This is a genomic window from Ruegeria sp. YTSA168, assembly GCF_059610045.1.
The window spans coordinates 67696-91834 of sequence record NZ_JBXWMW010000004.1 but is presented as its reverse complement, the minus strand read 5'-3'; the positions used below and the strand labels follow the sequence as shown (position 1 = coordinate 91834).

23 protein-coding genes and 1 tRNA gene are annotated in these 24139 nt (G+C 57.1%); 13 read left to right on the top strand and 11 right to left on the bottom strand.

All coding sequences use genetic code 11. The features are described 5' to 3' along the window. Window positions 1-48 precede the first annotated feature (48 nt). The 4 genes from AC2FFE_RS09710 to AC2FFE_RS09695 form a co-directional block, all read right to left on the bottom strand. Entirely contained in the window at window positions 49-213 is a 165-nt protein-coding gene (locus tag AC2FFE_RS09710) for a hypothetical protein (protein WP_496846515.1), read from the bottom strand. 149 nt (window positions 214-362) lie between these two features. Beyond that, window positions 363-1028, bottom strand: a complete 666-nt coding sequence (locus tag AC2FFE_RS09705) for a uracil-DNA glycosylase family protein (protein ID WP_496846514.1) — start codon at window positions 1026-1028, stop codon at window positions 363-365. Window positions 1029-1032: 4 nt separating this feature from the next. Further along, the gene (uvrB, locus tag AC2FFE_RS09700) at window positions 1033-3219 is read right to left on the bottom strand and encodes an excinuclease ABC subunit UvrB (RefSeq protein WP_496846513.1); all 2187 of its coding nucleotides are present in this window, start codon (window positions 3217-3219) and stop codon (window positions 1033-1035) included. Between the two features lie 285 nt (window positions 3220-3504). Continuing rightward, on the bottom strand, window positions 3505-4461 hold the full coding sequence (locus tag AC2FFE_RS09695) for a thermonuclease family protein (RefSeq protein WP_496846512.1): 957 nt from the start codon (window positions 4459-4461) through the stop codon (window positions 3505-3507). Between the two features lie 142 nt (window positions 4462-4603). Between AC2FFE_RS09695 and AC2FFE_RS09690 the strand changes: the two genes are divergently transcribed. The 3 genes from AC2FFE_RS09690 (at window position 4604) to AC2FFE_RS09680 (ending at window position 5490) form a co-directional block, all read left to right on the top strand. Further along, on the top strand, window positions 4604-4915 hold the full coding sequence (locus AC2FFE_RS09690) for an ETC complex I subunit (RefSeq protein WP_353011777.1): 312 nt from the start codon (window positions 4604-4606) through the stop codon (window positions 4913-4915). After that, on the top strand, window positions 4916-5392 hold the full coding sequence (locus tag AC2FFE_RS09685; protein WP_496846511.1) for a GNAT family N-acetyltransferase: 477 nt from the start codon (window positions 4916-4918) through the stop codon (window positions 5390-5392). It begins immediately after the preceding gene. Between the two features lie 21 nt (window positions 5393-5413). Then, a tRNA-Arg gene (locus tag AC2FFE_RS09680) sits at window positions 5414-5490 on the top strand. Between the two features lie 132 nt (window positions 5491-5622). Here the strand turns inward: AC2FFE_RS09680 and AC2FFE_RS09675 are convergent. Then, a complete protein-coding gene (locus AC2FFE_RS09675) occupies window positions 5623-6120 on the bottom strand; it encodes a BLUF domain-containing protein (protein WP_496819130.1) in 498 nt (165 codons plus the stop codon). Window positions 6121-6804: 684 nt separating this feature from the next. On the opposite strand from AC2FFE_RS09675, the gene iolG reads away from it, so the two are divergent. The 8 genes from iolG (at window position 6805) to iolB (ending at window position 15873) form a co-directional block, all read left to right on the top strand. Then, on the top strand, window positions 6805-7818 hold the full coding sequence (gene iolG / locus AC2FFE_RS09670) for an inositol 2-dehydrogenase (protein ID WP_496846510.1): 1014 nt from the start codon (window positions 6805-6807) through the stop codon (window positions 7816-7818). 124 nt (window positions 7819-7942) lie between these two features. Then, window positions 7943-8884: a sugar ABC transporter substrate-binding protein gene (locus AC2FFE_RS09665; protein ID WP_480548688.1), complete on the top strand. Its 942-nt coding sequence runs from the start codon at window positions 7943-7945 to the stop codon at window positions 8882-8884. Window positions 8885-8969: 85 nt separating this feature from the next. Then, window positions 8970-10094 carry an ABC transporter permease gene (locus AC2FFE_RS09660; RefSeq protein WP_480548690.1) on the top strand — a complete coding sequence of 375 codons (1125 nt, stop codon included), beginning with the start codon at window positions 8970-8972 and terminating at the stop codon, window positions 10092-10094. A 1-nt stretch (window position 10095) separates the two neighbouring features. Then, on the top strand, window positions 10096-10914 hold the full coding sequence (locus AC2FFE_RS09655; RefSeq protein ID WP_480500018.1) for an ATP-binding cassette domain-containing protein: 819 nt from the start codon (window positions 10096-10098) through the stop codon (window positions 10912-10914). A gap of 148 nt (window positions 10915-11062) precedes the next feature. Further along, complete coding sequence (iolD, locus tag AC2FFE_RS09650; RefSeq protein WP_496846509.1) at window positions 11063-12895, top strand: 3D-(3,5/4)-trihydroxycyclohexane-1,2-dione acylhydrolase (decyclizing); 1833 nt, start codon at window positions 11063-11065, stop codon at window positions 12893-12895. Continuing rightward, window positions 12892-13791: a myo-inosose-2 dehydratase gene (gene iolE / locus AC2FFE_RS09645; RefSeq protein WP_496819134.1), complete on the top strand. Its 900-nt coding sequence runs from the start codon at window positions 12892-12894 to the stop codon at window positions 13789-13791. Before iolD ends, iolE begins: the two co-directional genes overlap by 4 nt. 49 nt (window positions 13792-13840) lie before the next feature. Further along, window positions 13841-15022: a phytanoyl-CoA dioxygenase family protein gene (locus AC2FFE_RS09640; protein ID WP_496819136.1), complete on the top strand. Its 1182-nt coding sequence runs from the start codon at window positions 13841-13843 to the stop codon at window positions 15020-15022. 44 nt (window positions 15023-15066) lie between these two features. Beyond that, a complete protein-coding gene (gene iolB, locus AC2FFE_RS09635) occupies window positions 15067-15873 on the top strand; it encodes a 5-deoxy-glucuronate isomerase (protein ID WP_496819137.1) in 807 nt (268 codons plus the stop codon). 34 nt (window positions 15874-15907) lie between these two features. Here iolB and AC2FFE_RS09630 read toward each other — a convergent pair whose 3' ends face one another. The 4 genes from AC2FFE_RS09630 to iolC all read right to left on the bottom strand — a co-directional run bounded on the left by AC2FFE_RS09630 (window position 15908) and on the right by iolC (window position 19462). After that, the gene (locus tag AC2FFE_RS09630) at window positions 15908-16720 is read right to left on the bottom strand and encodes an ImmA/IrrE family metallo-endopeptidase (RefSeq protein ID WP_496846508.1); all 813 of its coding nucleotides are present in this window, start codon (window positions 16718-16720) and stop codon (window positions 15908-15910) included. Between the two features lie 76 nt (window positions 16721-16796). Further along, complete coding sequence (locus AC2FFE_RS09625; protein ID WP_496846507.1) at window positions 16797-17639, bottom strand: class II fructose-bisphosphate aldolase; 843 nt, start codon at window positions 17637-17639, stop codon at window positions 16797-16799. Next, window positions 17636-18472 carry a 5-deoxy-glucuronate isomerase gene (locus AC2FFE_RS09620; RefSeq protein WP_496819140.1) on the bottom strand — a complete coding sequence of 279 codons (837 nt, stop codon included), beginning with the start codon at window positions 18470-18472 and terminating at the stop codon, window positions 17636-17638. Before AC2FFE_RS09620 ends, AC2FFE_RS09625 begins: the two co-directional genes overlap by 4 nt. Window positions 18473-18481: 9 nt before the next feature. Continuing rightward, window positions 18482-19462 carry a 5-dehydro-2-deoxygluconokinase gene (gene iolC / locus AC2FFE_RS09615; protein WP_496846506.1) on the bottom strand — a complete coding sequence of 327 codons (981 nt, stop codon included), beginning with the start codon at window positions 19460-19462 and terminating at the stop codon, window positions 18482-18484. Between the two features lie 113 nt (window positions 19463-19575). Between iolC and AC2FFE_RS09610 the strand changes: the two genes are divergently transcribed. Both AC2FFE_RS09610 and AC2FFE_RS09605 read left to right on the top strand, forming a co-directional pair. Continuing rightward, entirely contained in the window at window positions 19576-20679 is a 1104-nt protein-coding gene (locus AC2FFE_RS09610) for a Gfo/Idh/MocA family protein (RefSeq protein ID WP_496846505.1), read from the top strand. A gap of 37 nt (window positions 20680-20716) precedes the next feature. Continuing rightward, window positions 20717-21850: a Gfo/Idh/MocA family protein gene (locus AC2FFE_RS09605; protein ID WP_496819143.1), complete on the top strand. Its 1134-nt coding sequence runs from the start codon at window positions 20717-20719 to the stop codon at window positions 21848-21850. Here the strand turns inward: AC2FFE_RS09605 and AC2FFE_RS09600 are convergent, their stop codons facing one another. Both AC2FFE_RS09600 and AC2FFE_RS09595 read right to left on the bottom strand, forming a co-directional pair. Then, complete coding sequence (locus AC2FFE_RS09600; protein WP_496819145.1) at window positions 21851-22849, bottom strand: LacI family DNA-binding transcriptional regulator; 999 nt, start codon at window positions 22847-22849, stop codon at window positions 21851-21853. It lies immediately after the preceding gene. Window positions 22850-23051: 202 nt separating this feature from the next. Beyond that, window positions 23052-24125 (bottom strand): BMP family ABC transporter substrate-binding protein, encoded by a 1074-nt coding sequence (locus AC2FFE_RS09595; RefSeq protein ID WP_496819146.1) that lies wholly within the window; start codon window positions 24123-24125, stop codon window positions 23052-23054. Window positions 24126-24139: the final 14 nt, after the last annotated feature.

Genomic DNA, 24139 nt, shown 5'->3' with positions numbered 1-24139 from the left:
TTGGTAACTTAGCTGCCAATGGGCCTCGGGCAAGGATGGTGATCCGCTTCAACGACTGAGGCAGACCTTACGCGATACGACATGATTGAAGGCGCTTACGGATGTTCCTGAGAGGCGCGCCAGATGCTCGGTCAGCACCACGCGGGTGTAGCGCACCCGGTGAATGGTGCTTTGGGCCTCATGCGGGCTGGGCAGGCTATTCGGGGTCGTCATGGCAACCGTTTGGACTCACAATTTGTGAATACAAACGTGGCTGAGTGCGCGCTGGGCTGCAAGGGCGGAGTGATGAGTGGCGTGTAGGATGGGGGTTTTCCCCATCTCGCGAAATGGGTCGCCCCGAAGTGATGGGTTGGAAACCCATCCTACGCTTGCTGTCGAAGGTGTTTTGCGACCAAAGAACTCGGGTCAAGCTTAGGATTTAGCCAGTTTGCCCTTCCGGGATGAGTAAGGACAAATACTTGGATTCCTTGCGAAGAAAATACAAACGATCGCCAGCCACGAGGGCCTTCTTCTAAGTACTCGTCAACAATACGCCCATTTCCAAGCTTTGCTTCAAGCGCACGTCCAGTATCGTGACCCAATGCGATAATGTTCTGAATTAAATGCCGCTGGATGATTTGCTCGTGAAAGGGCCAGCAAGCTTCAATTTCAGTCTGCAAATCAAAATCACTAGCTGCGACTGTTGGAGACCTGCGAAAGCAGAGATTGCTAGCGGGTATGTGCCGCAGATTCAGGCCAGACACATTAGCCAGATGAGCTACGCGTTTTTGCATGGGAGCCTGTCCCGCTTCTGTTCTCGGCGGCCAAACTTCATCAAGATAAGCGGAATAGTCGCTGGTAGTGTTTTGTGTCCTGTTTATCGCTTCAGAAATTGATGGAAGCCTCTTATCATGAGCATGACCGCCCGGTTGTATGCCAAGAATGTAAGTATTCGAACGGTTCTCAAAAGCAGTAAGCCCCGAGTAAGCAACTTCTCCTGAATAGTTCAATATCTCCTGCGGTATCAGTTTTACCAACTCTTCAAACATCGTTCTAACTCTTCCGCCGCTTCACATTCCCACCCCGCTGTCCCGGTCGGCCAGCCGTTGACCGTCCGCGCGATTTCACTGCGTCTTCCGAGGCTTTCTCGACCGCCCATTGGCGCGCCATGGGGTCGTCAGCGATGGCCAGATCGACCGCTTCCAGACGTTTAATCTCATCCCGGATGTTGGCGGCCTCTTCGAACTCAAGGTTCTCGGCGGCTTTGCGCATCTGGTCGCGCAACCCGTCCAGATGGGCCTCAAGGTTGGCGCCGTGCATCGGTTTGTCGATGGTGGCGGTGACGCGGTTCATGTCGACGTCACCTTGGTAAAGGCCGGCCAGAACGTCCTCGACATTCTTTTTCACCGTCGCAGGCGTGATGCCGTGTTCCTCGTTATAAGCGATCTGCTTGGCGCGGCGGCGGTTGGTTTCGCCCAAGGCACGTTCCATCGAACCGGTGATCTTATCGGCATACATGATCACCCGGCCGTCGGCGTTCCGCGCGGCGCGGCCGATGGTTTGGACCAGCGAGGTCTCGGACCGCAGGAAGCCCTCTTTATCCGCGTCCAGAATGGCGACCAGCCCGCATTCGGGAATGTCGAGCCCCTCGCGCAGCAGGTTGATACCGATCAGCACGTCGAACGCCCCCAGCCGCAGGTCGCGCAGGATTTCGATCCGTTCCAGCGTGTCGATATCCGAGTGCATGTAGCGGACCTTGATGCCCTGTTCGTGCAAATATTCGGTCAGGTCCTCGGCCATGCGTTTGGTCAGCGTGGTGACCAGCGTGCGGTAACCATCGGCGGCGACCTTGCGGACCTCGTCCAGCAGATCATCGACCTGCATGCTGACGGGGCGGATTTCGACCTCGGGATCCAGCAGGCCGGTGGGGCGGATCACCTGTTCGGTGAAAACGCCGCCCGTTTGCTCGATTTCCCACTTCGCAGGCGTGGCCGAGACGAAGACAGATTGCGGGCGCATGGCGTCCCATTCCTCGAACTTCAGCGGGCGGTTGTCCATGCACGACGGCAGACGGAACCCGTGTTCGGCCAGCGTGAATTTGCGCCGATAGTCGCCCCGGTACATGCCGCCGATCTGGGGGACGCTCACGTGGCTTTCATCGGCGAAGACGATGGCATTGTCAGGGATGAATTCAAACAGGGTTGGGGGCGGCTCACCCGGCGCACGGCCGGTCAGGTAGCGCGAATAGTTCTCGATTCCGTTACAGACGCCGGTCGCCTCAAGCATTTCCAGATCGAAGTTGGTGCGTTGTTCAAGCCGTTGGGCCTCCAGCAGTTTGCCTTCACCCACCAGCTGATCCAGCCGGATGCGGAGTTCCTTTTTGATCCCGATGATCGCTTGGTTCATCGTCGGCTTAGGCGTCACGTAGTGCGAATTGGCGTAAACGCGCACTTGTTCCATCGTGGCAGCGCGTTCACCGGTCAGCGGATCGAATTCGGTGATGGTCTCCAGTTCTTCACCGAAGAACGAGAACTTCCATGCGCGGTCCTCCAGGTGAGCAGGCCAGATTTCCAAGGAATCTCCGCGCACCCGGAACGAGCCGCGTTGAAACGCCTGATCGTTGCGGCGGTATTGCTGGGCCACAAGATCAGCCATCACCTGTCGCTGGTCGTACTCATTGCCCACTTTCAGGTCCTGCGTCATCGCCCCGTAGGTTTCGACCGAGCCGATACCGTAGATGCAGGACACCGAGGCCACGATGATCACGTCATCGCGTTCCAGCAGAGCCCGCGTTGCCGAGTGCCGCATCCGGTCGATCTGTTCGTTGATCTGGGATTCTTTTTCGATATAGGTGTCGGAGCGCGCGACATAGGCCTCGGGTTGATAATAGTCGTAGTAGGACACGAAGTATTCGACCGAGTTCTCAGGGAAGAAGCCCTTGAACTCACCATAGAGCTGCGCCGCCAATGTCTTGTTCGGTGCAAGGATGATCGCAGGGCGCTGAGTCTCTTCGATCACCTTGGCCATGGTGAAGGTTTTGCCCGTGCCGGTCGCACCTAGCAGAACCTGATCTCGCTCGCCGTCCAGAACACCGCCCGCCAGCTCTTTAATCGCAGTCGGCTGGTCGCCTGCGGGGGCGAATTCGGTGTGCATGACAAACTGCTTGCCGCCTTCCAGTTTCAGGCGTGCGCGAACATCTTCTGTTGTCATTTGGGTCTTGTCGGAATGGGCGTATGGCATGGGCAGGCTCCGGGTCAGGCCCCTACATTTGTTCTTATTTTGTCCGTCTGCAAGGGCTGATCCTGGTAAGATATGGACTTATGCGGCTGAAATCAGGCCGCAGCGGCGTAGCGGCTACCCGTGCCGTATTGGTGGATACATGCGATCGATCCTGAAAACTGGGCTCGTATGATCACTTAAACCCAGCTGATGACAGTTTTTGTCATAAGCTGGGTCCCAAAATTTCCGATGGTTGGCAAAGTGTTGGCCCGACCGTACGGGATGGGCCAACATGCTGACGCGGTCCTATCCAGATACGCCAGCCCGTTCCAATGCCAGGCCGGGCCAATCCGTGATCTGCGCGGGGTCGGTCACGATAATCTCCGGCCGCCCGGTGTCATCATCCGGGAACATCTTGGTGGGGCCTGTGACATACGCGTAGGAGCGACGCGGTTGCTCTTCTCCATCCGCGCGATAGCGGTTCAGGATCAGGTTCATCACATCCTCGCCGCCGCCGACATTCCCGTTTGGAATGAACAACTGGTAGGGCTGGGTCAGGCTGCCGGTGTGAAACAGGATATGATCGCCCGAGGTGGGCGTGAAATCGCGCAATTCAATGAATACGGTTGTTTCTTGACCAGCCTTGGCAATCTCGACCAGGCGATCGTAATCCAGCCGAGTGTTGAACATGTTGATCTCGGGGTTCCGGCGCTTGATTTCGCGGTAGCCTTCAATGATGCGTGCCCGCAGGTCCCACCATGTTGTCAGGGCGGCATAGTTGCGCATGACCGAGCCATTGTTGGCCACCTGGTCCCAGATGCCCAGCGTGGCGGATTGCGCTGTGCGTTCGGCCTCGCGATACCGGTCATGTAAATGGGCAAATTCGGCATAGCCGTATTTCTGGAAATAGGGTGAAAGGCCTTCCTGAATCATCACCTGTTGAAAATCAGTGCCGTCTTCCAGTTCGAGATAGCAGAGAACCCGACCAAAATTGCCACGGTATTTCTGCAAGGCTTCGGCACGTGGCTCGTTTCCCGGTAGGATCAGTTTGATCGTATCCCCGGGTGCAATCAGTTCCTTGGCGCGGTCGGATGCAGCGTGACCAAGCGGGGTAACCGGTTTACTGCCAGCAAATACTTCTTCGGTATCAAGCGCCAAAATGCGCAAGCTTTCGCTTTTGTCGGCATCGTCGTCCAGAAAGACACGAACGGTATCCCCATCAACTACACGGTCCACACGAGCGGTAAAAGATGTCCCTGACATCGGGCTTCTCCAATCAATTGAAACAAACACTCCAAGGATACCATGTTTGCGCGACAGTTTGTTAACTGTTGTGCGTGCAGTCTTGCCCCTGACTGCACACTGGCGCATAAACACGCTAGCCAAGTAAGTACGGAGAGGCGACATGCGCGCACGGATTTACCAGCCCGCCCGAAATGCGATGACCTCGGGCATGGCCAAGACCCGCAAATGGGTGCTGGAATATGCACCAGCTTCGGCGCGTGAGGTTGATCCGCTAATGGGCTGGACATCGTCCAATGATACGCAGACTCAGGTGCGCCTGAAGTTCGACACCAAAGAAGAAGCGTTGGATTATGCCAAGGACAATGGCATCGACGCACAGGTAAGCGAGCCGCACAAGCGCAAACCCAACCTGCGGCAACGCGGCTATGGCGAGAATTTTGCCACCGATCGTCGCGCGCCCTGGACCCACTAAATGATCGAGATTCGTGCCGCTGATCCCGGATCAGAGGCTCTGCGTCCGATTATACAGGCCCATCTTGCGCATAGTTGGGAGGCGACGCCTCAAACCTCAAATCATACGCTGGATGTGGAAGCGCTGCGCGCGCCCGAGATTCGGTTTTGGGGCGCTTTCGAAGATGATGTTGCGCTTGGCTGCGGTGCTCTCAAAACCCTTCCCGATGGCACGGCCGAGGTGAAATCGGTTCATGTTGTTGCAGCGGCGCGCGGTCGCGGCCTGGCGCGTGAGATCATGACGCATTTGGCTGACTTGGCCCGAGCCGAAGGAGTCTCCGCGCTGGTACTGGAAACTGGCGCGGCCCATCTTTCCGAATATGACGCTGCGCGCAAACTCTACGAGGCGTTGGGATATTCCTATTGCGGTCCGATCTACGGCTATGAAGAAGATCCCAACAGCGCGTTCATGCGCTTGGCTCTTGAACCCCGCCCATAAAAACCGCAAGAAGGGCGCAGCGGTCCCTTAGCTCAACTGGATAGAGCAGCTGACTTCTAATCAGCAGGTTGAGGGTTCGAGTCCTTCAGGGATCGCCAATTGCAAACAAACCGTTGAGGCGGAACGCTACCATTGTTTTGAAATCTACCTTCTGTTCCGGCGATTTCATCGAATAGCCCGCAACCTCTCATGGGCATCAGCGTCGCCGAACCTTCCGATGCTCGTCTAAGCTACTTCGAAGGAGCAGATGCAAGTAGGTAGTAGTCTTTGACAGGATGGCTATCTGGCAGGCTACGAATATTCCGGATCGGACGGTCAGACGCGACGGCCATGTTGCAGAGGAACTCAAGTAGTGGTTCACTCAGTCTCTCTTTTTTGTCACTTAGTATTAGCCCCCTCTTTTGTAGGTAGTGAAGGAGAAGAGCATCTTTACGGTTAGTATGGGCCATTTTCCACTTAGGAAAATACCTTTTGGGTATCTCTCCCTGGAAAACCAACGACAGGCTTGAATGCTGCGGATCGGCAGAGACGATATCCCATATCTTGTTCAGCTCCGCTTTCTCCCCCTCAAGCCATTGCAAAAACAACCGATTCTCAAAATGTAGTTGACCCGTCACCGAGAGAGCGCTGTTCCGTGCTCTGGCGCGCGTGACGATATTTTGAAGAGCTTCGTCTGAGATACCATCTCGGGCAAAGCTATAGTAGAGGATTCCACTGAGTTGAGACATAACGATACCCCGATCTAACCTACACAAACTATTGCAACCCAGTCGAAATTGGGGGGCGCATAGAAAAAACGTTGCTTTCGTTAGCGAAGTAATCGGGCAAGAATGTGACGAAGGTCTAGGCTTGTGGTAGTCCCATGCTGTCATTGCCACCGTGTATCTTTTTGACATTATAGTGATGGTGGCAAGCAAGGGTTTGGTTCCGGGGGCACTCTGACGACGCCTGTCTGCTTGGAGGCTTGTTTGAGGCAGAATGCATCTGCCGCCATCATCTCAGACACCGTCTTCCATTTGCTTGCCAGACAAAACCAATGAAACACCACCCCACAAGTAGCCTTAGCAATTATCGTATTGTACAAGGGGGTTCGAGGGGCTGGGTGAGGGGGTTTGGGCCAGCCCCTCGCAAGGGGGTTATTCAGTGGTAATGTTAACCGCTGATTCACAATCTAGCGAAAGCCGACGATCCGCGAAATTGGGGGATTCCCGTAGAACAGACGATTTTTGTTTGGTCTCTGGGAAATGCTGCGGGAAAACATCGAGAATCCAACAGGCTGTCGCGCCCAAAAGGCCTGAAATTTCCAAGTGGTTCCGGCGCTTTGGTGATATGGAGGGATCGCCTAAAAAAACATCTTGCAACCGGTTGCAAAAATTAACATTGTGAAGCGCAACAGGATTCGGGAGAGATGCATGCTGAGTGTTGGACTGCTTGGGGCCGGTCGGATTGGGCGCGTTCATGCGCAGGCGATTACGGCGCATCCTGACAGCACCCTCTCTGCGGTCTCAGATGCGGTCGCCGACGCGGCGAGCCAGCTTGCGGGCGAATATGGCGCGCAGGTACGCAGTTCAGATGAAATCATTGCAGATCCCGCGATTGATGCCGTTCTAATCGCAACCCCGACAGATACGCATTCCGACCTGATCGAGGTGGCGGCGCAGGCGGGCAAGGCGGTTTTGTGTGAAAAGCCGGTGGATCTGGATTTGCAGCGTGCGGTGGCGTGTCAGGCAAACGTGGCGGATCACCAAAAGCCCATCATGATTGGGTTCAACCGCCGGTTCGACCCGAATTTCTCGGCGATGAAAGCCGCCTCGGATGCCGGAGAGATTGGCAAGACCGAGCTGCTTTCGATCACGTCCTTCGATCCGGCACCGCCACCTGTAAGCTACATCAAAGTGTCTGGCGGGTTGTTTCGGGACATGATGATCCACGATTTTGATATGGCGAACTACCTTATGGGTGACTTGCCTGTGGCGATTTCCGCCGTTGGCTCAGCGGTGGTTGATCCCGAAATCGGACAGGCCGGGGATGTTGATACAGCTGTCGCGACACTGACCTATTCGGATGGTCGGATCGCTGTCATCAAGAACTCGCGCCGCGCAGCCTATGGCTATGACCAGCGGGTCGAGATGCTGGGGTCTGAAGGTCTGTTGCAGGCCCAGAACGTGCTGGAAAACACCGTGATCAAATCCACCGCCGATGGCGTTGTTGGTGCCAAGCCGACATACTTTTTCCTCGAACGGTACATGACTGCCTACAAGGCTGAATGGGCCGCTTTTGTCGAGGCAATCACTGCGGGTACAGCCGTCCCGGTCACGCTGGAAGACGGTGTCGCGGCGCTGGCCATGGCCGAGGCGGCGACCCAATCCGCCGGGTCCGGAAGGCCGGTTCAACTTAGCGATATTTTGAAACCGGTTGCAAAATGAGTGAATTTATTCAAACTGAACGCAGCTCGGAACCTAGCCCGAGCCTTGGAGATTCGGCCTGGCCGGATGAACAGGGGTAAACGCCCAGAGCAAAAAATCGACGGTTTTTATGGGAGGAAACCAAATGAACAAATTTGTCAAAAGTGTTCTTGCGGCCAGCGCGCTTGCGGTTGCAGCCGCGACAGGCGCTGCCGCAGAAGGCGAGAAGTACATTCTGGTCAGCCATGCGCCTGACAGTGACAGCTGGTGGAACACGATCAAGAACGGCATCGCGCTCGCGGGTGATCAGATGGGTGTTGAGGTTGAATACCGCAACCCGCCCACCGGAGACCTTGCCGACATGGCGCGGATCATCGATCAGGCGGCAGCCTCGGGTCCGAACGGGATCATCACCACTCTGGCTGACCCGGATATTCTGGAAGGCCCCATTAAGGCCGCTGTGGATTCCGGTATCGACGTGATCATCATGAACACCGGCACGCCCGAAAAGGCGCGCGAAGTGGGTGCGCTGATGTATGTCGGGCAGCCCGAATATGATGCAGGATATGCCGCCGGTCTGCGTGCCAAAGGCGATGGCATCGGGTCGTTCCTGTGCGTGAACCACTATATCGTTCAGCCATCCAGCCAAGAGCGCTGCCAGGGTTTCGCAGATGGTCTGGGTATTGAACTGGGCGAGCAGATGATCGATGCGGGTCAGGACCCGGCTGAGATCAAGAACCGCGTTCTGGCTTATCTGTCGGCCAATCCGGATACGGATGCTGTTCTGACGCTTGGCCCGACATCGGCTGATCCGACCATCCTGGCGCTGCAGGAAAACGGCATGGCTGGCGACATCTACTTCGGCACCTTCGATCTGGGTGGTGAAATCGTGAAGGCGATCAAAGACGGCACCATTCAGTGGGGGATCGACCAGCAGCCCTTCTTGCAGGCTTACCTGCCGGTTGTTGTGATGACCAATTACCACCGCTATGGCGTTCTGCCCGGCAACAACATCAACTCGGGCCCCGGTTTTGTAACTGCTGACGGCCTTGAGAAAATCGAAGAATTCGCGGGCGAATACCGCTGATCTTCACACCCGAGCGGGCGCGATCTGACGCCCGCTCAACCCAACTTTCTTATTCTTCGGGATCACCCGCGAGGGGAGGACCTTTATGTCAGAGTCAGCTCAATCCACGGCAGGCGGCGACGAACGGATCAAAGAGATCTCGCCGTTGCGCCGCGCCCTGATCCGCCCGGAACTGGGCGGTATGGTCGGAACCGTCGCCGTTTTCACCTTCTTTCTGCTGTTTGCCTTTGACAGCGGCATGTTCAATTCTCAAGGCGTGATGAACTGGTCGATCGTTTCAGCCCAGTTCATGATCATCGCCGTAGGGGCTTGCCTGTTGATGATCGCGGGTGAGTTCGACCTGTCCGTCGGGTCGATGATCGGGTTTGCCGGGATGATGATTGCCATCTTCTCGGTCACGCTGACTTGGCCGGTCTGGATGGCGATCATCGTCACGTTTGTTCTGTGTGTCTCTATCGGTGCCCTCAACGGCTTTATTGTCGTGCGCACCGGATTGCCCAGCTTTATTGTGACGCTGGCGTTTTTGTTCATCCTGCGCGGCTTTACGATCTTTCTGCCGCAGACGATTGAACGCAAGACCATCATCGGCGGCATCAAGGATGCAGCAGAAGGCGATTGGCTCGCTTCGGTTTTTGGCGGCAAGGTGTTTCAGGGCCTTTTCGTTTGGCTGGGTGACAATGGGATCATTGCCACGTTCGAGCGCGGATCGCGCCTAGGCGAACCAGTGGTGGACGGCATTCCGATGCTGATCATCTGGGCCATCGGCATCATCATTTTTGGCCATGTTTTGCTGACTAAAACCAAGTTCGGAAACTGGATCTTTGCCGCAGGTGGAGACGCCGAGGCCGCACGGAATTCGGGTGTGCCTGTGAACAAGGTGAAAATCCTGATGTTTATGTTCACCGCCTTCTGCGCCACCGTGTTTGCCACCTGTCAGGTGATGGAGTTCGGCTCGGCTGGTGCGGATCGTGGTTTGCTGAAAGAGTTCGAGGCGATCATTGCGGTGGTCATTGGCGGTGCGCTGCTAACCGGCGGCTATGGCTCGGTTCTGGGCGCGGCGCTCGGCGCGCTGATCTTTGGCGTAGTGCAGCAGGGGCTGTTCTTTGCCGGAGTCGAAAGTTCGCTCTTCCGGGTGTTCCTGGGTGTGATCCTGCTGGGTGCGGTGATCTTGAACACCTATATCCGTCGCATCATCACAGGAGAACACTGAGATGACTGAAGACACCAAATTCCATCATGGCGACGCGCAAGAGCAAAAACCGATCATCCGTATGGTCGACATCCAGAAACACTTTGGGTCTGTGATTGCGCTGGCCGGTGTCAGTTTCGACCTCAAACCGGGTGAGTGTCATTGCCTGCTGGGCGATAATGGCGCGGGTAAGTCGACCTTCATCAAAACGATGTCCGGTGTGCACAAGCCAACAGCGGGTGAGATTTTCTTCGAAGACAAGCCTATGCATTTCGAAGATCCGCGCGACGCGATTTCTGCGGGCATCGCTACGGTGCACCAGCATCTGGCCATGATCCCGTTGATGAGCGTCAGCCGCAACTTCTTCATGGGTAATGAGCCGACGCGCAAAGTCGCCGGTATCAACTTCTTCGACAAGAAGCTGGCGGATGAGATCACCATGGAAGAGATGCGCAAGATGGGCATCAATCTGCGGGGCCCGGACCAGGCCGTTGGCACCCTGTCGGGCGGTGAACGTCAGACGGTTGCGATTGCGCGTGCCGTGCATTTTGGGGCGAAAATCCTGATTTTGGACGAGCCGACCTCGGCCCTTGGGGTGCGTCAAACTTCGAACGTATTAGCGACCATCGACAAGGTGCGCAGTCAGGGCGTCGGCGTGGTGTTCATCAGCCACAATGTGCGCCACGCGTTGGCCGTGGGCGACCGCTTTACCGTGTTGAACCGGGGTCAAACGCTCGGCACTGCGAAACGGGGTGAGATCACGCCAGAAGAGCTTCAGGACCTGATGGCAGGGGGGCAGGAACTGGCCCAACTGGAAGGCTCGCTGGGCGGAACAGTTTAAACACCAATTCTCCGCAAACATGCGGGGTATCAGGCCATTCAGTGGTGCGAGATCACACAAACATTGGGTCAGTTAGATGGCCTGAAACCTTCAGGAATGTGAAAACCGACGGAATGCCCATGGTGGCTTCGTGTTGAAAGGGATCATGATGAGCAAGACAGTTCGATTGACCGCGGCGCAGGCTCTGGTGCGCTACATCGGGGCGCAGATGAATGAGGCCGGAGAGCCCTATATCGCCGGTGTCTGGGCAATCTTTGGCCATGGCAACGTGGCAGGGTTGGGTGAGGCTTTGCACGCTGTCAAAGACAGCCTGCCCACCTATCGCGGCCACAATGAACAGACCATGGCGCATTGCGCAATTGCCTATGCCAAACAGATGCGCCGCACGCGCGCGATGGCGGTGACGTCGTCCATCGGGCCGGGGGCCACGAATATGGTGACGGCGGCGGCCTTGGCCCATGCCAACCGCCTGCCGGTTCTGATCATCCCCGGTGACGTGTTCGCCACGCGCGGCCCTGATCCGGTGTTGCAACAGATCGAAAACTTCGGCGACGGCACCGTCAGCGCTAATGATTGTTTCCGTCCGGTCAGCCGCTACTATGACCGCATCTCGCGCCCTGAACATCTGTTGACCGCCCTGCCGCGCGCCTTCCGAACCATGACGGACCCGGCCGATTGTGGCCCCGTGACGCTGGCCTTCTGTCAGGACGTTCAGGCCGAGGCTTATGACTACCCCGAAAGCTTCTTTGAACCGCGCGTCTGGTATCAGCGCCGTATCCGCCCGGATGAAGGCGAACTGGCCCGCGCTGTCGCCGCGATCAAAACCGCCAAACGCCCCGTTATTGTGGCTGGGGGAGGGGTGCACTATTCGGGTGCGACCGACGCGCTGCAAAGCTTTGTTGAAACCCACAATATCCCTATTGCTGAAACGCAGGCTGGTAAGTCCGCTTTGGCCTGGGATCATCCGCTTAACCTCGGCCCCATCGGTGTAACTGGTGGCGAACCGGCCAATGACGTTTGCGCCGAGGCTGATCTGGTTCTGGCGGTTGGCACGCGGTTGCAGGATTTCACGACCGGGTCCTGGGGCCTGTTTTCGAACCCAGAACGCGAGATGATCTGCCTTAACACAGCAGCCTATGACGCCGAAAAGCACGGGGCGATGCCATTGCAATCCGATGCGCGCGTGGGTTTGGAAGAACTTGGCGCAAACTTGCAAGGCTACAATGCCGATCCAGTGGCCGACACGCTGAAAGCGGAATGGTTCGGTAAGGTCGACAAGCTGACTGACGCGCCCGGCGACGGGAATGCGCTGCCCACCGACATGCAAGTGGTCGGCGCGGTTCAGCGTGCCTCGCATGACGATACGGTTGTGATGTGTGCGGCAGGCACCATGCCGGGTGAGCTGCACAAGCTGTGGAAAGCCCCGCGACCCGGGGCCTATCACATGGAATACGGGTTCAGCTGTATGGGGTATGAGATCGCCGGTGCGATGGGCATCAAGATGGCCCAGCCGGATCGCGACGTGATCTGCTTTACCGGCGACGGCACCTATATGATGGCGAACTCGGAAATGGCCTCTGCCGCGATGATGGGTGTCTCCTTCACCGTGGTGATCACCGACAACCGTGGATTTGGCTGTATCAACCGCTTGCAGATGGGCACTGGCGGGGCCGAGTTTAACAACTTGTTGGATCACGCAGTGCACGAGACGCCCTCAGCTATTGATTTTGCGGCCCACGCGGCGGCAATGGGGGCAACGTCGGTTAAGGTCAGTTCGATTGCGGAATTGGAAGACGCCTTGGTCAAACGCGCCGACATCAAAGGGCCATACGTGGTTGTCATCGACACCGATCCATACCCGTCCACCGAATATGGCGGCACGTGGTGGGAGGTCGCCGTGCCCGAGGTCTCGATCCGTCCCGAAGTCAATGAAAAACGCGCGGCCTATGAAGTTGCGATCAAGGAAAGAAACACGAAATGAGCGTGAAGATCGGCATCTCTCCGATTGCGTGGCAGAATGATGATTTGCCCGACCTGACGGCGGCCTACACCATGGAACAGGCGCTGAAAGAGGCGCGAGAGATTGGCTATACGGGCGTCGAGCGCGGCCAGCGGATGCCCGGCGATACCGAAGGGTTGCGGGCTTATCTGGATGCCAGCGATATTGCCCTGTGTGGCGGCTGGTGTTCCGGCGCATCGTTGCTCAATGACTTCGCAACCGAGCGTGAGGCCGTGCGCGAACAGGTCGAGCAGTTCGTGGCGCTGAACAGCCCGTGCATTGTCTATGCGGAATGTTCCAACACCATCCAGACGCAGGCAGGTACGCCAGTCAATCACCGGCCCAAACTGTCAAAGGATGAGGTGCTGGCCTACGCCGCCAAGATTACCGAACTGGCAAAATGGATGGCCGATCAGGGCATGCCGATGGCCTATCACCATCACATGGGCACGATCATCGAAAGTGAAGATGACGTGAACTGGCTGATGGAAGGGTCAGGCCGCGAGGTGGGCTTGTGTTTTGACACCGGCCATCTGCTGTTCGGAGGTGGCGATGTGATGGCAACCCTGAACCGCTGGGGAGATCGCGTGCGTCACGTGCATTTCAAGGATATTCGCCCGAACGTTGTACAGGATGTGCGCGAGAACAATCGCAGCTTTTTGGATGCAGTGATCGCGGGGGCCTTCACCGTGCCTAGTGACGGCTGCATCGATTTTCAGGCCGTCGCAAACGCGCTGAAGGCCATGGACTATAGCGGTTGGATCGTGGTTGAGGCCGAACAGGACCCGGCCAAAGCACCACCCTATGAATACTCCAAACTGGGTTATGACCACATTGTTGAGGTCTGCTCACAGGCCGGATTGGAGATCGCGGCGTAACTCTCTGCCCCAAGGGGCAACACCGAAGGCCATGAGAAAGGAGTCTGTCATGGTAGATCAAGACCTCGGATATGTCGGCTATTTCGACCGGGAATCCTGTGATCTGGATGAATTCAAGGTGTTGACCTCACAGAACCTTCTGGCCGAGGCGGTGCCTCATGCCGTGTCGGTCGAAAAGAATGTGCCCGTCTATGACATGCAGGCGCTATGTCCGATGCTGGATCAGCCTGATACACGCCGGGCCTTGCTGGCGGAATGGGGTCGGGTACTGGATAAATCCGCGGGGGTGATCGCCTTGAAAGGGGCGTATGCAGATACGTCCGTCATCGACCGTGCGACGGATGTGTTTCGTCAGATTATTGACGAGGAACGTCAAAGCGGGTCTGGTGAAGGCGATCACTTCGCCGCCTCTGGCGCCAACGACCGGATTTGGAATGCGCTGCAAAAACAGTGCCTGCGCGATCCCGAAGGCTTCGCGCTTTATTTCGGCAACACGGCTATCGCGGCGGCCTGTGAAGCGTGGCTTGGGCCAAACTATCAGGTGACTGCGCAAGTCAATCAGGTGCGCCCAGGAGGCAAGGCGCAGCAGGCGCATCGGGATTACCATCTGGGGTTCCAAAGTGCAGACAATGCCGCCCGATATCCGGCCCATGCGCATCTGGTGACAGCCTCGCTGACCTTGCAGGGTGCGGTGGCCCATTGCGATATGCCGGTGGAAAGCGGGCCGACCAAACTGCTGCCATTCTCACAACTCTACCCGCCGGGTTATCTGGCGTTCCACGATGAAGCCCACCGGGCGCATTTCGAGGATAGCTATATCCAGTTGCCGTTAGAAAAAGGTGACGCGGTGTTCTTCAATCCGGCGTTGTTCCATGCGGCGGGCGAGAACAGCAGCGCTGATATTCACCGGATGGCGAACTTGCTGCAAATCTCGTCGGCCTTTGGGCGCGCGATGGAGGTGGTGGACCGTCAGGCGATGTCTCTGGCAGTCTTCCCAGCGCTGATTGCCTTGAAGCAACGCGGGGTATTGGGTGCGGCTCAATTGGAAGCAGCGATTGCAGCCACGGCTGAAGGATATCCGTTCCCGACCAATCTGGACACGGACCCCCCGGTCGGGGGCAACGCGCCGGAAAGCCAGGCGGATATCCTGCACCACGCGGTTTCGGTGGGATGGAGCGAGGCGCGACTGGCTGACGCGTTGTTGGCTCTGACCCAAAGGCAAGCTGCCTGAAACAATAGCCGGGCGGCCTATGGGGTCGCCCGCAAGGAGAAAAGATGGCGGATTTGCACAAAAAACCCCTCGGCAAGCGCGGTAAAGTTCACGATATCACCCCGGCCAGCGCCGGGTGGCGGTATGTGGGGTTCGGTCTTTATCACCTGCGCGCCGGTGACAAGGCGGCAGAGCCAACCGGCGATCGTGAGGTCATTCTGGTCATGGTCGAGGGCAAAGCGCAGATCACTGGGGCAGGGCAGGATTGGGGCGTTCTGGGTGACCGGATGGATGTGTTCGAGAAAACACCGCCGCATTGCCTCTATCTGCCCAACGGGGCCGAATGGGAGGCGGTGGCCGAGACCGATTGCGTCATCGCCGTTTGCTCTGCGCCGGGCATGGGCGGGCATCAGGCCCGGCGCATTGGGCCGGATGGCATTACTCTGACCGAACGCGGCAAGGGCGTGAACACGCGTTATATCAACAACATCGCGATGGAGAATGAAGACTACGCCGACAGCCTGCTGGTGACCGAAGTCTTCACCCCGAACGGGCATTGGTCCAGCTATCCCAGCCACCGTCACGACGAGGACGATTACCCCCGCATCACCTATTTGGAAGAAACCTACTATCACCGCCTCAACCCGGCCAACGGTTTCGGAATCCAGCGGGTCTATACCGATGATGGGCAGTTGGACGAAACGATGGCGGTGTCCGATGGCGATGTTGTACTCGTCCCGCGCGGCCATCACCCTTGCGGTGCACCCTACGGGTTTGAGATGTACTACCTGAACGTCATGGCCGGACCGTTACGTAAATGGCGGTTCGTCCCGGCCCCAGAGGTCGAATGGATCATGGAACGGGATAGCTAAGCTCGTAGCTTTGCCCAAAACCGGACAGGTTGCTCTATAGAGGAGTGTTTTCTGCGGTTTCGCGACCCGGACGTTTTAGAAGACGTCGAAGCAGCGGTTTGAACGGCCAAATGATCGCGCGCCTGCTCAGCACGAACACAGGCCTCGAATTGCGCAGCATCGAACTCGCAAATTCGTTGGCTTCCTTTTCTTGATCAGCCACCTGACCGTCTTCGCTGTGCCCCAGAACGTGATGTCCGACTTCATGATAAAAGGTGAACTCTGCCATCATACGCGCCCACCACAATTGCAGGCCCTTGGGGGACGGCGAGGGCCAGGTCAGGATGATGCAGGAGAAAAACAGATTGTACTTGCCGAGGTAGTCCATGTCGGCCCGTCGGGCGATCACATCGATCCGAGTTACTTGTTCAAGGGTGATATCCTTGGTCCTGCTCCATTTGATCATGTCTTTGATGACCCGCGCGCGATCCACGATGTCGTCGCTTATGAACACGGGGGTATCGTCGCTCAGGACAGTGGCTGGTTGGTCATCAATGTGTTTTGCGAGAATATTCAGCGTCCGACGATGAACGGGATGTAGTTTTAGTCGTTTAAGGCGACAGACTTCTTCCCGGAAAACAGAAGAGTCCAGTTCATCAAGGAGTGTAAGGAGCGCGCCGAAATATCTGGGCGAAGGCCCGCGCGGGTTATCTTTCCAGGCTTTGGATGAGAGCCTTTTTTGAACTTCGGGCACCGCGCTTTCGGGGCATTGCAAGAGCGCTCGCCATGTGTCCCGGATGGTTTCGATATGGTGCGTCGAAATCCCCCAAAGGAATTTATCGACAAGTTGGCTGGCGCTTTTGGTCATATCCGTTGATTGGCGCAGGATTGTGCCAGAATTTTGATATATTTCCAGATGTTTGCAAAGAGCGCGAAGCGCCAGACTACCCAACCTGTGGCGGTGCACCGAATGCGCGGATTACCAGACGCGCGGCCGCCTCAACCGGGTCGTGCGTTTCCTTTAGGATGGTCACACGATCAAATCGATCTGGGTCAGCGTTCACAGCTTCATGCAAGGCTTGACCGAATGCCATGCGCAGCTCGGTACCGATGTTGAACTTGCAGATAGACGTCTCGCGCGCGAGGCGTGCGCGCTGTTCGACCGGCACGCCTGAGCCACCATGGATGACAAGCGGCACATCGGTCATGGTGTCGATCTGAGCAATACGGTCTTCGTCCAGCCCGCCCTCTTTATCCTGTTGCAAATGGACATTTCCAACCGAGATCGCCATCGCGTCCACTCCGCTGTCACGGGCGAATTGTGCGGCCTCGGACGGATCGGTCCCGTTTGATCCCTCGCCGCCGGAATAGCCCACGAACCCGATCTCACCTTCACAGGAAATCCCCGCTGCATGAGCCATTTCGGCAATAGCTGCGGTCTCGTCTATATTCTGTTGCAACGGCTTGCGCGAGCCATCGAACATCAGCGAGGTGAAGCCACTGTCCAACGCGATTTTACACTCTTCAAATGTATAACCGTGATCCAGATGAGCAACGACGGGGATTGAGGCCCCTTCGGCCAGATGGCGGAACATCTTACCCAGAATGGGCAGGGGCGTGTGCTCGCGGCAGCTGGGTCCGGCTTGCAGGATGACCGGCGCGTTTTCGGCCTCGGCAGCGGCGACATAGGCGCGCATATCTTCCCAGCCCAGGGTCACAAGCCCGCCTACCGCATAGCCCTGCTGATAGGCGGGTTGCAGCACGTCTTTCAATGTCACGAGGGTCATTTGAACTTTGCAATCATGTCTTTGATGCCCGGGATTGTCTCGACCTGATAGGCATGGGTGGGTTGGAAATACTGCACCAATGAGCGCTGCGTCAGCCCGCCAAGGATGGTGAAATAATACATCTCATACCCCGGCAATACGCAGCAGGGATGGTATCCCTTGTCGATGCAAACGGTCGAGCCATCGACGATGTGATATGCATCCCCCGGCTCATTGTCTTCACGTTGTAGCATTTGCAGGCCCGAGCCCCAGTTGGGTTTGAAGCGGAAATTATAGGTCTCGTCGTGGCGCGTTTCATCTGGCAGCCGGTTGGTGTCGTGCTTGTGGCTGGGAAAGCCTGACCAACCGCCCTGACCCACGGTAAAAAGTTCACTGACCAGCAGACGCCCCACTTTATCATGTTGCTTCTGACCCAGGATGTGCTTGATCTTGCGATGGGTTTTAGTGTCATCGCTACCGTATTGCACAAGGTCGTGTTCACGCACGTCGAAGGGGTCCAGTACCTTGTCATACTTCGCCCCTGCAACGAAAACCTCGGTCGCGTCCGAGACACAGACCATCTGCACCTTTGCGCCGACTGGAACATAGACCCCTTCGGGATCGCCGTCCCAGACATCCTCCCCCCTGTTACCAAGCTTGGGGAACTGCGCTCCTTCGACAGAGATATCTACGGTACCGGTTGCGGGTACGATGCAGGTTTCGTAGCCGGGCACCTGATATTCGAACGCTTCACCTTTTTGCAGTTTCACGATGTTGAAATAGTTCAGGGGAACCATGGGGTCATCGATATCAACGATGGCGGTGTTCTTGTTGTCATATGGCGCAATATGCATGGGATATTCCTATGTGGTCGGGCCGGGATGATCGGCCAGAAATGCGTCGAGTTCCGCAGTCGTAGGCATGGCCGGGGCGCAACCGGGTTTTGAGACCACGATAGATGCGCAGGCTGAGCCGCGCATCACGGCGTCTTTCAGCGGATATCCTGCCGCGATTGAGGCCAAGAGCCCGGCCATGAAGCTGTCGCCAGCCCCGACCGGCTTGATGGCATTTACCGGGTAGATGCCGGTTTGGGTTTCCTGCCCATCTGCCAGCGTTACAGCGCCTTTTTCGCCCATCTTGTAGATGACGACCCGGCCCGGGTTTTCCGCAAGTTCCTGCGCCTTGGCAAAGCCCTTTTCGATGCCGCCAGCCATGAAACCGAATTCTTCATCGTTACCCACGATCAGATCGCTTGCCTCACCTGCGCGCGAGAGAACATCGGCAGCAACCTCGGGCGATGGCCAGCTATACGGGCGATAGTCGATATCGAAGATGATAGGCAGACCGGCCTTTCGTGCAATCTCAAACCCGCGGAACGTCGCACTGCGCGAGGGTTCGGCGGCGAAAACGGTTCCGGCGGACAGCAAGGCGGTGAATCTGCTGAAATCAACCCGGTCCATATCTTCTTCGGTGACTTGAAAATCGACCGCATTGTTTCTGTAGATGACGTTCTGGAAATCTTCCGTTCGGCTTTCATAGATCGCAAGCGACATGCGATGCTCACCGCCGATGGTGCGAATGCAAGACGTATCTACGCCGTAATGATGCAGGCGGTTCATGCAGAACCGTCCAATCGCATCATCCGAGATTGAAGTGATCAGTGCCGCCTGACTGCCCAGCTTGACCAGACCGGCCGCGATATTGGCGGATGATCCGCCCAGGTCTGCATGAAAGGTATCGGCTTCTTCACTTTTTGCTCCAATGGGGGCCGCAGTCAGATCCATGCCCGCGCGCCCCAGAATGGCAAATCGGTTTCCTTTGATGCCGTCGATCAGGGCGCTCACGTCTTTAGTCCTCCGACAGGGATGATGGCAAAGTTTGGACCTTGCGCTGAATCGATTCACACGATACTCATTTTGCAACCGGTTGCAAATACAATGTTCGGAGCCGCAAAAAGATGCCTGATATCGGAATTGGAATTGTGGGTGGCGGCTATATGGGCAAGGCGCATTCCGTTTCCATGTCCGCTGTGGGCGCAGTTTTCAACACAGCGCTCAGACCCAAGCTCGAGGTGATTTGCGCCTCAACCCCCGAAAGTGCAGAGCGTTACCGCGCAGCATACGGTTTTCAGCGCGCAACCGCCGATTGGAGGGTCTTGGTCGATGACCCGAAGGTCGAGGCGGTTGTCATCGCATCGCCACAGGAAACCCATCGTCAAATTGCCGAAGCGGCCTTTGCTTTGGGCAAACCGGTTCTGTGCGAAAAGCCTTTGGGCGCCTCGCTGGAGGACAGTCAGGCGATGGTCAATGCTGCTGAGGCGGCGGGCGTCGTCAACATGGTCGGCTTCAACTACATCCGCACACCTGCCAGCCAATACGCGCGCAAGCTGATTGCCGATGGTGAGATCGGCGATGTCACCTGGTTTCGCGGAGAGCATACCGAGGATTTCTATGCCGACCCGCAGGCCCCGGCCACCTGGCGGACAACAGGTGTGGCAAACGGGACGATTGGCGATTTGGCCCCTCATATGGTGAATGGCGCACTGGCCTTGATCGGTCCGATTGCGCAGGTCATGGCCGATGTGGAAACCGTACACCGCACCCGCCCGGGTGGTGAGGTCACAAATGATGATCACGCCCAGATGATGTGCCGGTTCGAAAACGGCGTGATGGGCAATCTCTATTTCAGCCGCGTCGCGACGGGCCGCAAGATGGGATATGCCTATGAAATATCGGGCACAAAAGGCGCAATCCGTTTTGACCAAGAGGATCAGAATGCACTATGGCTGTATCGACGCGAAGGCCCAGAGGCGCAGCAGGGGTTCACCAAGATTCTGACCGGCCCGGCGCATCCGGACTATGAGCCCTTCTGTCAGGGCCCAGGCCACGGCACCGGCTATCAGGATCAGATCATCATCGAGGCTAAGGATTTCCTGCAGGCAATCCACACCGGCGAGGCGATCTGGCCCACCTTCCGAGACGGGCATGAGGTAAACCGTGTGCTGGCGGCGGCAATGGCGTCCTCGGACCAGCGGCAGTGGAAAAACACCAGCGATTTCTGATCGCTCAACAACACGTTCTGAAGAAAGACTGAAGACCATGGCAAAGTTGAAATGGGGTATGATCGGCGGTGGTGAGGGCAGCCAGATCGGACCCGCTCATCGGTTGGGCGCACAGGCCGACGGGATGTTTGAGTTCGCGGCTGGCGCTCTGGATCATCGGCCCGAGATAGGTCGCGAATTTGCCCAGCGATTGGGTATCGCGGCCGATCGCGCCTATGGCAGCTGGCAGGACATGCTGACGGGCGAAAGGGACCGCCCCGACCGGATTGACCTGGTCACGATTGCAACGCCGAACTCCACCCATTTCGAAATCGCTAAGGCGTTTCTTGAGGCTGGTTTCAACGTCCTGTGCGAAAAGCCGATGACCATGACGGTGGCAGAGGGCGAAGAGATCGTGCGCGTGGCCGAGGCGTCAGGTAAAATTTGCGCAGTGAACTATTGCTATTCTGCCTATCCAATGGTGCGCCAGGCCCGTGCCATGGTGCGGGCAGGAGAGATTGGCAAGATTCGTCTGGTCGTGACCAATTTCAGCCATGGGCATCATGGCGACGCCACAGACGCAGACAATCCGCGCGTGCGCTGGCGCTATGATCCGGCCATGGCCGGTGTCTCAGGCCAGTTTGCAGATTGCGGCATTCACGCGCTGCATATGGCCAGCTTCATCTGTGATGATGAGGTTAAATCCCTGTCGGCAGATATGGCCTCGACCATTGCCAGCAGGGAGTTGGAAGATGACGCGATGGTCAACTTCCGGATGGAAGGCGGCACCGTTGGGCGGCTCTGGACCTCGTCGGTGGCGATTGGGCGACAGCATGGGTTTGATATTCAGGTGTTTGGCGAAACCGGCGGTCTGCGCTGGGCGTCAGAACAACCCAACCAACTGATCTACACACCTGTTGGCGGGCGCACCCAGATTATCGAAAAGGGCGAAGGCGGGCTGCATGACGAAGTTCAGCGCCTGTCGCGTGTCGCCATCGCCCATCCCGAAGGTTTCCCGCTGGCAGTGGCCAATATCTACTGTGATCTAGCCGATGCGATCCGGGGCGAGGTGCGGGATGGTCTGCCAGGCGCCGCCGATGGTGTTCGTTCCATCGCCGCCGTTCATGCCGCCGTGGCGTCAGGCAAAGAAGACGGCGCGTGGAAAGATGCGCGTCCGCCAATGTTTCGCTAATCAGGGGCGGGGCCGCAACGTGCCCCGCTCAATCACGCGGCAGGGGAATATCCGGGCCTCAGGGTATCTTTGGGGCTCTTTCAACATCTCTTCGACCAGATCGACCGAAGACGTAATGATCTGTTTGATTGGCTGGTGAATGGTCGTCAGGTCAACGCTTTCCCAGCGCGCCATTTCCATGTCATTCAATCCGATGATGCCAATATCCTGACCCGGTTTCAGCGCATGATCTGAAAGGGCGGACAACGCGCCGACAGACAGGATATCGTCACCGCAGAAATACCCGTCTGCCGGGGTGCCACTTAGCAAGCGCAACATCTCGGCCCGTCCGGCCTCAAACGAATAATTGTCGGCGAAGGAGTAGGAAACCTGCAGGTCCGGATGCTGCTCGGCTTCTTCAATGAATCCGCGATATCGGTCCAGAGCCGAGGTCGCGCTTTTCGGCCCGCCCAGATATCCGATATGCTTGTACCCACGCGAGACAAGCTCGCGCGCTGCCATGCGCCCGCACTCCACATTGTCGATGCCAACCACATGCACTTCGGGCGACGTTGCCGATCGGCCAAACGTATGCACTACGGGCACACCGGCATCATGGAACGCTTTGGCAAAGCTGGGGGGCAGGGTCGAGGAGGCCACTATGACCGCGTCGACCGAATATTGACGCAGCATGCGAACGGAATTGGCCGGCTCTGTCTCATCCGTCAGGTTCACGATCAAAGGACGCAGCCCACGTTCCTGCAAGGCGCGTGTGAACTGGTCGAACACCTCAAGGAAAATTGGGTTGTGGAAGTTGTTCGAGATCAGACCAATCAGTTTGGTCCGTCCGGTTGTCAGCGATGAGGCCAGCGCATTCGGACTATACCCCAGCTCTTGCGCGGCTTTTTCGACCTTGCTGCGGGTCTTGGCCGAGACCGAGGCGCCTTCGGTAAAGGTTCGCGAAACTGCGGACCGGGATACGCCTGCAAGTGCTGCGACGTCTTTCAGTGTAACGCTCAAGATTGATACCGTCTGTGCTGTGCGGGCGTTGGGATTGTGATTGCAAACCATTATGCATCAAAGCAACGGCTCTGCAACCGATTGCAAGCCGCGTGAAAAGCATGCCAGTGAAATCACAAATCCCGGGGCGCGACCTGCGTCAGTACCTATGAAAAAGCCCGCGGCCAAGCGCGGGCTTTCATTTTGGTTCTATGCCAGTGGCCTATTGTGGGATCTCGCCTTCCAGACCTTCGACATAGAAATTCATACCGGCAAGTGTGCCGTCATCGGCCACTTCACCATCAGCCAGCCAGTCGCTGCCGTCTTGCTTCTTAATCGGGCCGGTGAAGGGATGGTATTCGCCTGCAGCCATGGCTGCTTTTAGCGCTAGTGCTTCTTCTTTGACATCCGCGGGAACCGCATCAGAGATTTCGCCAATGGCGACCATACCTTCGCGGATACCGTCCCAGGTGTTCACGGACTCCCAGGTGCCGTCCATCACGGCCTGAGTGCGTGCGATGTAGTAGGGCGCCCAGTCGTCGATGATCGAGGAGACGCGCGGGAACGGAGCATATTCGCTCATGTCCGAGGCCTGGCCAAAGGTGACAACATTGCCCGCCTCTTGCGCAGCAGCCTGCGGCGCGGTCGAGTCGGTGTGCTGTAGAATCACGTCAGCACCCTGTTCGATCAGAACCTTCGCCGCGTCAGCTTCTTTTGCGGGGTCAAACCAAGTGTAAGCCCAGACAATTTTAAACTCGACATCCGGGTTAACCCGTTGCGCGTGAATAAAGGCCGAATTGATGCCCCGGATCACTTCGGGGATCGGGTAGGAACCGATATAGCCGATGATGTTCGACTTGGTCATATTGCCCGCGATGTGACCCTGAACGGCGCGACCTTCGTAGAAACGTGCCGAATAGACCGAGACGTTTTCGGCGGTCTTGTAGCCGGTCGCATGTTCGAACTTCACATTCGGGAATTTCTTGGCCACGTTGATCGTGGGATCCATATAGCCGAACGAGGTGGTGAAAATCAGATCGGCCCCCTCCAATGCCATCTGGGTCATGACGCGTTCGGAATCCGGGCCTTCGGGTACGGATTCAACAAATACGGTTTCGACCTTGTCGCCAAAGTGTTCTTCAACCGCCAGCCGACCCTTGTTGTGCTCATAGGTCCAGCCACCGTCGCCCACGGGACCAACATAGACAAAACCGACCTTTGTCTTGTCTTCGGCCATGGCTCCTGAGGCCAGACCCAGCGCCATGGCGGCACTTGCCAGAAGTGTAGTGAATTTCATGTGTTACTCCCCAA